At 58.1% G+C, this 9,099-nt stretch carries 12 protein-coding genes; 6 read left to right on the top strand and 6 right to left on the bottom strand.

What is annotated here, in order from left to right:
* Positions 1–270: hypothetical protein (locus HB376_RS40290; protein ID WP_213769262.1), on the top strand; the 270-nt coding region annotated here is incomplete at its 5' end.
* 25 nt (positions 271–295) lie between these two features.
* Here the strand turns inward: HB376_RS40290 and HB376_RS40285 are convergent.
* The 4 genes from HB376_RS40285 to imuA all read right to left on the bottom strand — a co-directional run bounded on the left by HB376_RS40285 (position 296) and on the right by imuA (position 3,737).
* A complete protein-coding gene (locus tag HB376_RS40285) occupies positions 296–1,414 on the bottom strand; it encodes an L-dopachrome tautomerase-related protein (protein WP_213769261.1) in 1,119 nt (372 codons plus the stop codon).
* A gap of 311 nt (positions 1,415–1,725) precedes the next feature.
* Entirely contained in the window at positions 1,726–2,634 is a 909-nt protein-coding gene (locus HB376_RS40280) for a DUF72 domain-containing protein (protein WP_213769260.1), read from the bottom strand.
* A gap of 27 nt (positions 2,635–2,661) precedes the next feature.
* Positions 2,662–2,880: a hypothetical protein gene (locus HB376_RS40275; protein ID WP_213769259.1), complete on the bottom strand. Its 219-nt coding sequence runs from the start codon at positions 2,878–2,880 to the stop codon at positions 2,662–2,664.
* A gap of 149 nt (positions 2,881–3,029) precedes the next feature.
* Complete coding sequence (gene imuA / locus HB376_RS40270) at positions 3,030–3,737, bottom strand: translesion DNA synthesis-associated protein ImuA (RefSeq protein ID WP_213769258.1); 708 nt, start codon at positions 3,735–3,737, stop codon at positions 3,030–3,032.
* 359 nt (positions 3,738–4,096) lie between these two features.
* On the opposite strand from imuA, the gene HB376_RS40265 reads away from it, so the two are divergent.
* On the top strand, positions 4,097–4,552 hold the full coding sequence (locus tag HB376_RS40265; protein ID WP_213769257.1) for a DUF2934 domain-containing protein: 456 nt from the start codon (positions 4,097–4,099) through the stop codon (positions 4,550–4,552).
* Positions 4,553–4,775: 223 nt separating this feature from the next.
* The gene (locus HB376_RS40260) at positions 4,776–5,078 is read left to right on the top strand and encodes a hypothetical protein (RefSeq protein WP_213769256.1); all 303 of its coding nucleotides are present in this window, start codon (positions 4,776–4,778) and stop codon (positions 5,076–5,078) included.
* A gap of 303 nt (positions 5,079–5,381) precedes the next feature.
* Here the strand turns inward: HB376_RS40260 and HB376_RS40255 are convergent, their stop codons facing one another.
* Together HB376_RS40255 and HB376_RS41870 are read right to left on the bottom strand one after the other, a co-directional pair.
* Positions 5,382–5,648, bottom strand: coding sequence for a hypothetical protein (locus tag HB376_RS40255; protein WP_213769255.1), 267 nt, complete (start codon positions 5,646–5,648; stop codon positions 5,382–5,384).
* 844 nt (positions 5,649–6,492) lie between these two features.
* Entirely contained in the window at positions 6,493–7,098 is a 606-nt protein-coding gene (locus HB376_RS41870; RefSeq protein ID WP_213769254.1) for a TetR family transcriptional regulator, read from the bottom strand.
* Between the two features lie 108 nt (positions 7,099–7,206).
* On the opposite strand from HB376_RS41870, the gene HB376_RS40245 reads away from it, so the two are divergent.
* The 3 genes from HB376_RS40245 (at position 7,207) to HB376_RS40235 (ending at position 9,020) form a co-directional block, all read left to right on the top strand.
* Entirely contained in the window at positions 7,207–7,854 is a 648-nt protein-coding gene (locus HB376_RS40245) for a DUF3313 domain-containing protein (protein ID WP_213769253.1), read from the top strand.
* Between the two features lie 273 nt (positions 7,855–8,127).
* Positions 8,128–8,688, top strand: a complete 561-nt coding sequence (locus HB376_RS40240; RefSeq protein WP_213769252.1) for an isochorismatase family protein — start codon at positions 8,128–8,130, stop codon at positions 8,686–8,688.
* 2 nt (positions 8,689–8,690) lie between these two features.
* A complete protein-coding gene (locus HB376_RS40235; RefSeq protein WP_213769251.1) occupies positions 8,691–9,020 on the top strand; it encodes a hypothetical protein in 330 nt (109 codons plus the stop codon).
* The last annotated feature ends 79 nt before the right edge of the window (positions 9,021–9,099 follow it).

Raw genomic sequence — 9,099 nt, 5'->3', positions numbered from 1 at the left:
CCTCTGCCCTATGGACGATCGGCGGTACCCGACCCGAACCGGGCGAACGACATAGATCCGGTGCGACGACCGTTTCCAAGCGCGCAGCGGTCATTCAACCCTTCGGGGGAGCACGGCGAACCTCGCCAGCTTCGGCGCTGGACTCAACCGGGCCGGCTGGAGTGGATCAATGCGTCACTGGCCGTCGCGGCGCCACCAGGTGCGCGATCGACGGTACGGGGCGACGTGAGCCCCGCACAAGTCTGGATGCAGGCGCGCAACGCTTCCTGACCTCCGCCCACGCCCTAGCGGGGGTTCATCCGGGCAACTTCGCCCTGAAAATGGTGAGCGGTCCGGAACGTGGCAGATGATTCTTGAATGTCACCTCCCAGAGGTGGGAGTCAGCGATGTAGAGATAACCTTGGCTGATAGCGAAGCCATCCGCCCAGGACAACCACCCGGGAGCGCGTGCGAAGAGGCGCGATTTGACTTTATGCGTAGCGGGATCAATGTCGAGAGCAACGATGGTGCTGTGTTCGAGATCGCCGCCATAAAGCGTCCCATGCTGATCCATGATCAAACCGCCGGTCAGTTCGGCCGAGCCGAGATATTGCACCTTGCGCGACAGTTGGACGGGGGTCAGCCGGACATCGATCAGGGCACTTGTTGGCACTCGCCAGTAGTTGTGATCGGTCAGCGGCCGATAGTAGATCCATTTGGCATCCGGAGAGAGCGCGATGCCGTCGGCGTGGATCGCGACCTGTTTGCCATCGTTGGTTTCCGCAGCTTGATCGCCGATCATCAGATGCTGCCTGGGATCGGCAAAGGTTGAGCGGTCGCCGACCAGAACCTGTCGCGATCTGCCGGTTTTAAGGTTCAGCGCGACCAGGCTACCGCGATTGCCGACGTTGGTCAGGTACGCGTACCCATGGACGAGGTCGATGCGCACATCGTTGAGCGAGTCGGTAGACGCTACGGTGCCATCGAAGCCATAGCTGCGGATCGCCTTGTTGCTGCTGAGGTCGAACTCGACCAACTTGGGCTTCGCGCCCGAACTCGCGGCAGTCAGCACCGCTCTCCCGGAATCGAGCACCCACAGATGGTCGGCTTTGTCCACCCACATCGCCTGCGGGACCACCCACTCATGCTCCGTGTCCGTGCTGGAGGTATTCCAGGCGTGATCGGGATATGGGGTCACCGCGCCGGTTTGCGCATTGACCTCAACGAGCCTGTCGCCAGAGTCGGCTGCGGGGGCACTCGCGAAAATGCGGCCTTCTTGGGACACACCAATGCCAACGAGCTTGAACGTATCGAAGGTCTTGACGGTTTCGAGAGGTGGCCCGTAGTCGCCTTGCCGGGCCGATACAACGGGTGAGATAGCGGCGGCAACTGCGGCACAGAGCAGCACGGTACTCGCAAGCTTCACAATTTTCACCTCATTCTCCACATGTTAAGTAGCTTGTTCGTTCACACTAAAACGGAAAGCGGCAGAAACGCTATCAGGACTTTTCTCGATCCAGATTGGCGATCAAAAACGACGATGGATAAGTGCGTCGCGGATTGTTCGCCTGTGCAACCTGCGATCGTTGGATGTCTTCGTGCAATTGTCGATGGTGAAATGCCGATCGTCTTAGGCGCACCGGTTGTTTTTACCGGTCGAAGCGGCCGGCTAAATGTCGGATTTACGGTGGAAACGAACGACGCCTCGTGGCCGCGCACTGCCTTTGCCGGCCATCGTCGAAACGATCATCGCGGGATCGCGTTCACGCCGAGAATGCTCATTAGAGTCTTCGCGTTACGCTGTCCTTGGTCCTCGAAATTATTGTTCAGGACAACGTGTGTTTGATCTACCGCCCGCGAGATATCGAGGATCAGTGTCGCCAGCTCTGAAAGCTCTCCGTCGTTGTAGTCGTAGTTAAACCGCGATGACGCCGCGGACGCATCCTTGATATTCCAGGTCTCATGATTTCGGCCGTGCAAGCGAATGAGAGCAAGCCTTCCGTTCGTGACCTCCCAGACGGAAGGGATGCTGTTGGATGGCCCCTGTGGTTCATCCACGACGACGTTCACCAGGCCTCTATCCCGTTCAATCGCCAAAGTCGATGCGGCGCTCTCGGCCGCGAACCAACTCTTATGTCGAAACTCTGTTGCCACCGTGTAACCTTCCATCACGTCGGCGCAATGTTCGACGTGCGCTCGACCCTCCTTGTTATTCACGATCCAAGGTGCGAACTGGAAGTGCACAGCGCCTAGCTTGTCGGCGTCTTTCAATGGCTGAAGGGCGTCCAGGTACCGCCGCCAAAGCTCCTTCAGAACGTCACCCGGCGTATCTTTGTAGTACAGGTTTTTCTTATCGCTTGCTGGCAAGGCGGCCTGGATGTCTTTAGGAAGCTTTTTAGGGTCTGTCTGGTGACCAGTGAACAGCCGAAACGCTTTGATATTGAAAATAAAGTCTTCGGGCGTACGGGTTGCCCACAGCGCGGAATTCGACGCGCTTGGCATAGCGTAATAGCTCGAGTCGACTTCAACGAGTGAAAATTGGGAAGCGTAAAACCGCAGCCTTGCTTCGGCACTGGTGCAGCCCGGCGGATAAAACCGCTTACACGCGATCAACGTGGGGTCCGTCCACGAGGCGGTTCCGACCTTTATGTTCACGTTGACACCTCCGATCCGTGCAAGCAGTCAAGCCCAGTTTTCATCACAAAAGGCGATGGCCCACGTCCGCGCGCGATCGACAGCTTCTTGCGCCGTCAAACAACTTCCCAAGTCGCTCGCATGTTGCTCTCCTGCTATGTCTTGTCCCTCGACTTTTGCGCGCTGAAGCTTCGCCCGCGCTCGAAACCCGGTGGCGGTCACTTGCGGCGTCACATCGATTTGGACACTCTTGTAGCTGAATTTCACATTGCTCTCCGCGTTTCAAACTGCTCGGCTTCCGTGCCGCGATCGAGTCGTCCCAGCGCTGAGTCGACGCTCGTAGAGCGGCGAGCAATTCTGCCTCACATGCTCGCTATTGTGCATCGCCGCGCCACGCGCTCTACTGGCTACCGGGTTCAAGGCAGGACGTTCGCATCGACTAAATCGTTGCCATATCCCAGGACTTCCCGCGGCTGGCTCCGGCGAGCGCGCGTGTGAGGACTGAGCAAGGCTGGCATCGGATCCGCTCGAATGACGATGGGTCCGGCCGACGCGGGACCTTTGCGCTTCACGATCTCGACCGACACACCGTTTTCAGCGGGGCGAACGGCAAGGCGGAGCGTCGCCGGCGAGGAGTTCATCGCGTCCGCGACAGGGCGCTGCAGGAAAAACAGTGTTTCCGCCGACTGAGCGGCCAACATCAGCCGCCTCAACGACTCGGACCGAATGTGTTGCTGCCAGAAAATCACGGCGCCGAAGCTGCCAGCCCTCAATATCTGCTCTACAGACCATAGCGCGTCCGCCGTCGATTGTGGTTTGAGCCATATCAGTTTTTCAACGCCCACGCCTTGGTAAGCAAAACCTGCTGACTGGGGAACTTGCGGCGGTTTCACCAGCGCGATCGGCCGCGTCAGCGACGCGAGCGCAGGCCGCAACACGCGCATTTCGCCAATGCCGGTTCGCGGCACCAACAGTTCAATGAGCGTACTGACTGGCCAACCACCTCCCGGCAATTCAGCGGACAGCGTCTCGTAGCCGGTGTCGATCACCTGGCCGGCAGCACGCGCGAGTTGAGACCCTAGCCACAAGGACGGGTGGATATCTTCCAGTTTTGCGAGTCCCATCGTGCATCCCAAATACCTGTATATTTGTACAGTATAGTATGCATCTAGCACTGCGGGTAGGGGAGCCTAATAGGGCGCAAACTGGCGCCGCCGCGGCACTTCCAACTGCCCGTTGCCTTGCTTTTGCTGATTGCGTTTTCCGGACGAAGTCCATACCGTCACAAAGGCGAAGGAGCGAAGATGACCAAAAGCTACCGCCTCGGACTGTGCGGCCACGGCGTGGATTTGCTGTTGTAAGCCGGCACGGACCCAAGTGAACTGTTCCCTGCCATCGGTGCACGTGAAAAATAGGCCCAACAATTGCTGAACAAGGGGCCAGTTCTCTACAGCAACGATTAGACATTGAAGGGGACACAAAGATGGCCGAGCGCTTGGTCGACGTTTTGGACCGCAGTGGAGTCGTGCTTCATACCTATCCGATTACACTCGGGGAGTTCGGCGACACCGCGGATGATGCCGCATATGAAGCAAAGGCGTTGGAAGCAGCGGCGCACGGCCGCCTAGCACCCAACAATGATCTACAAAGCCTGACTGCCAAAATCCACGTTAGTCGAAGCGGCCAGATGTCGTCTTACGGCGACAATGTACAAGGCGATTCGGAAACAAAGGTCGGTCTCGAGCAAGCCATTCGTGAACGCGCGTACGCGCTTTGGGAACAAGACGGACGTCCAGAAAACCACTCTGAGGAGTATTGGCATCGCGCTCTTGACGAACATCTCCGCGAACGTGCTTACGCGCTTTGGCAACGAGATGGAAGTCCCCCAGGGCGGGCCGATGAATATTGGGAGCGAGTCATTCAGTTCCAGGCGCAATAAATGGTGGCTACAGTTGTTCGTTGACGATATTGACCGATCGACGCCTGAAGCGCCCAGGAATGTATCAAACGCCTTCTTCGCGGCAGGCGTTCACGGCAGCGGGTCCCCCAACGAGGTGCGAAACTCTGCCTTCTGAAATTCCGTGATGAGTTGGCGTGTAGGCAGCTGCTCGGGTGCAAACGTAGTTGCCGCGACTGTCACTCAACGTGCGCGGCGAACTTCAATGTTTGTGGTCGACCCACGAAAACCCCCAGCCGACAGCGCAGCCGAAAGCTTCGTCTGCCGTGCCGAAGAGCGCGAGTTCGCCAGAGGAGTGCTCTGTGGAATGAATGTCGAAACGGGCGTTCCCGTGTCGAGCGCGCACCACGGCGGATGCGATAAACCCGTTAAAAACGGTTCGTGCCCCAGGAACAATGCGAAAACCTTTGTAGTGCAGATGCATAAGCCCTCCAAAGACCCGTTTCGGATGATTATCTTCTTAACGGTCGCCTCATTCTTCGGAGGTCGTGACGATGTGCACGGCTAGTTTCGATCTAATCCTGAGGACGCATATGGCTGGACGCAAGCGGATGTGCAGAGTATTTTTGCGATTGGGTCGCAGCACTAAGCACCGCGTCGGGCACTAACCGTGCAGACTTTGTTATACACGCATTTGTTCACCGGTAACTCCCTAGCTGCAGGCAATGCCTCAACTAAGCTGTAGGCGTCAGGCAAATCGATCAATAGCACAATCAATTCAATGGCGAAATTGGAAAAAAGACCGGGCCAGACTGCCTTAGCAAGAAACGCACGCCAAAAGAAGGCCCTGTTTCTTCCCATGGACCGAGCCTCAATCGACCAGATAGCGCTGCGGTTTCGTATGGCGCTCGAGACGTTGCGGCATGGCTCCGGCGACGTGAGCGCTGTGCGTTGCCTGGTGCAAGTCACGATACTCGCCGATTTCATCGGGGAGGCCGGGTACGGGGCGATAGATCAGGATATTCTCCGTCGAGCGGAGGACGGTCTCGCGCGGACGTTGCAGCGAGGCAAAGAAGCGGCCGATTGGACGATCGGGGAATCCCTCGTTGATGACTTGACGCAGGTTGTGAATGAGCACGATCGACAGTTGCGCGAAACCCGCCTACTTGCCATCGTCGAGGCGACCGATCGACTGGAACGATGGATTCGCTCATGCAAGACGGAAGAAGACTTGTTTCGCCGACGAAGCGGGGGTCCTCCCGACGACGAGATCGCTCACCAAAGTAAGGCTAACTAACAGCCGGCTTCGCATCCACTACAGACATCTTAAAAGTGATCGCCGGCGGCGCTCGCGCCGTGTCTGTCTTCGCTATTGCCTATGGGGCTAGGGTAGGAGCCGATGAGATCGTTGACCTGCGGGTTGACGCCCGCGTCGGAACAAGTGGCGGGTGGTCGTGCACGTCGAGCATGCCGGTTTCCGCAGGCGAGTCCCAACCCATACTAGAATCTGTTCCTGCGAAATTAGCCACTTACTGTTTGTTCTCCAGCGACGATTGACGGGCCCGAAGCGGGCTGATTTCGGGAAACGGAATTACTTTTAGACTAGCGCGCGGTTAGTTAGACTCGAAGGCACGGAATTGCTTGGACTAGCCGGAATCGGCAGCAACAGTCAACAAAAGCGGTGGCCATAAGGCGGTCGTTCTGGAAAGGCGACCGGCACTTCACGACCCACAACGGCCCTTCGACCCGGCGCGACCTTAACGGCTGCTTCCAAGGTACAACAGCCGTTCGCCCATAAACATAAGTCGGCGGGTCGTAACTCGAGACGGTGATCGCGCCCATGAAGTCGCTTTGGCAATAGACCCGCGCGCCGGTCAGCGCCTACCAATGCCTTAAAGTGCTGGATGTACGCGAATCAGTCATCGGACGACGTACCCCGTGGCATTGAATCCAGCCAGGAGAATCGCCGCCTCGAAATAGCCCTAGACCGACTGGCCACTATCCTGCGACGCAAGAAATCGGGTGACTAAAAGCTCCAGATAGGCGGCGCTATCGCCCTTGCCCAGCTTGGGATCACGGATCAGCATGGTCCGCGCCCCATCGATGATCGCCATCAAGATAGCAGCCGTCATTTCGGCATCGAGTTCCGAATCGATTCGCCTTTGTACCTGCGCTTTGCGCAGGAAATCTGCCAGCAAGGCGCGCAATGCGAGTGTATGCCGGCGCAGGATGTCGGCGAGTTCGGTGTTGCGAGGGGCCTCGGCCAGCACGTCGAACACCAGCGATTGACCGATCAAACCGCGCTTCGCCTTTGTGCTTTCCGCAATGAAGGCGCGGATCGGATCGGGGCTTTGCATCATCCGCTCGAAATGCTCGGCCGCTCTCGCCAAGCCACCTTCAGTCATTGCGCTGACGATGGCCTCCTTGCTGGGAAAGTAGTGATACAGATGGCCAGAACTCATCTTTGCCTCGGCGCAGATCTCCGAGATGCTGGCCCCACGGAAGCCGTCACGGGCGAAACACTGCGCAGCAGCCTGAAGGATCTGCTGCCGTCGTTCCTCATACTTGTCCGGGTCAACCTTTCGCACAACATCGCCTCTTAGTTAGAGCGTTCATCCTAACATATCTTGACGTGGTGCCATAATGGCCATATTATTAGATTGATTGTTCTATCTATTAATACCGATGGAGTACCCATGCGTAAGAAACTGCTTGTCATCGGTTGCATCCTGCTGGCGGGGTGCGCCAGCACCCCGCCAGCACCCCACGGATCATTGTCGTCTTCTACTCAGTTGCGGCCCAACCCACAGGACAAAGATGGGCGGCTTCCGTATCTCTATGCCGTACCGGGAATCGAATGGCGGCGCTATACGAGCGTGATGATCGACCCGGTAGCGATCTATCACGGCACCGACGCACAATTTGAAAGCACTGCCGAAGCAGACCGAGACGCCATCGCCGCCTACATGCAGAGCCAGTTCACTGATGCTCTGAAAGGCCACTACACCATCGTGCGGGTCGCGGCCCCCGATGCCTTGCGCATCCACTTGACGCTGACCGGTATCGCAACCAGCACTCCGGTCCTGGCAACGCTCTCGAAGATTGCGCCGGTGGGCCTTGTGATTAACACCGTCAAGAACATACAAGACCGGCCCGCCGCTCTAACTGGTTCGGTGAGCTATGCCGTCGAGATCTATGACAGCACCAGCGGTCGCCTGTTGCGAGCCTATGCCGCTTGGCAATATCCCGGTGCCGAAAACATCGCCGCCAGTTTCGGTGCGCTGGGCGCCGCTAAGGCCGGTGTCCGCAACGGCGCTCAATCCCTGCTAGCGCAATTGCAATAGTGGTCGGGCCTTCCTTACCGCTTATCCGCCTACATAGCGACTGGAGTCGAGGATGAAGATGAGTACGTTAGGCCACGATGGAGCAGAAATGGCTGCTATCCGCCATGGCCAGGCCCGATCCCGCCGAACAACAGACGCTCATGTTCGCGGTCTCTCTGATCAAGCGTCTGGGTGAAGACGACTCCCAGGCCGAACCGCGGACCTGAAGTCGCTTGACCCACGAGATGCAACACGCGGCTTCGCTCTCATCCAGATCATCAAAAGGAAAACACCGTGAGCGTAACCACCCTCGACCCGAAGTCCGCGCTCATTGTCGTCGATCTTCAGAAAGGCATCGTTTCGCTCCCGAGCGTGCATCCCATGGACGGTGTGGTGAAGCACGTCGGGGCGCTGACAGAAGCCTTTCGCAAGCATGGTTTACCGGTCGTGCTGATCAATGTCGCCGGCGGTGCGCCGGGCCGGACGGAGCAGCCACGAGGCCATCGAGAATTTCCGGCCGGCTGGACCGATCTTATCCCCGAGCTGAATCAGCAACCGCAGGACCATCTCGTGACGAAGCACACGCCAGGTGCCTTCACGAACACCGGTCTTGAAGCCCATTTGAGGGCGCTGGGGGTCACGCAGGTCGTGATCGCGGGCGTCGCCACCAGCAATGGCGTCGAGGTCACCGCGCGCCAGGCCCACGAACTCGGCTTCAACGTCACGCTCGCGACGGACGCCATGACCGACATGCAGGCCGATGCCCATACCTACAGCATCACACGCGTATTTCCGAGGATCGGCGAAACCGGCACGACGCAGGAAATCATCAACCTCATGAAGAAGAGTGCCTAACCATGAATTGGCTTCACAATGTGTCGTACTTTTTCGGTGGCGCTTTTCTCGCGAACGCCATTCCGCATTTCGTCAGCGGCATGATGGGGCGGCCCTTTCAGAGCCCGTTCGCCACACCGTCTGGCGTAGGTCTTTCATCCTCGACCGTGAACGTACTCTGGGGGTTTGCGAACTTCGTCTTCGCCTATCTGCTCATCGCTCTTGTGGGAAATTTCGATTTGCGCGCGACGGATAACGCCATCGCCGTGGGTATGGGTGTTCTGCTTATGGGTGTGATGTCCGCGCGTTTGTTCGGGCAGTTTCACGGCGGCAATTCGCCCACGGGCTCGTGAGGGCATGGCCAAGGGCACGTTCCGTTCGCTGAAGGTCTTCAACTATCGCGTCTGGGCCATCGGCTCGCTTGTCTCCATG

The sequence above is a fragment of the Caballeronia sp. dw_19 genome, assembly GCF_018449515.1.
Classification (GTDB): Bacteria; Pseudomonadota; Gammaproteobacteria; order Burkholderiales; family Burkholderiaceae; genus Caballeronia.
This window is presented reverse-complemented; position numbering and strand designations above follow the sequence as displayed.

Excerpts from the sequence above, each read along its gene's own strand:
- imuA (WP_213769258.1), bottom strand. The coding sequence starts at position 3,737 with ATGGGACTCGCAAAACTGGAAGATATCCACCCGTCCTTGTGGCTAGGG.
- HB376_RS40265 (WP_213769257.1), top strand. The coding sequence starts at position 4,097 with ATGGCCGAGCGCTTGGTCGACGTTTTGGACCGCAGTGGAGTCGTGCTT.
- HB376_RS40260 (WP_213769256.1), top strand. The coding sequence starts at position 4,776 with ATGTTTGTGGTCGACCCACGAAAACCCCCAGCCGACAGCGCAGCCGAA.
- HB376_RS40245 (WP_213769253.1), top strand. The coding sequence starts at position 7,207 with ATGCGTAAGAAACTGCTTGTCATCGGTTGCATCCTGCTGGCGGGGTGC.
- HB376_RS40235 (WP_213769251.1), top strand. The coding sequence starts at position 8,691 with ATGAATTGGCTTCACAATGTGTCGTACTTTTTCGGTGGCGCTTTTCTC.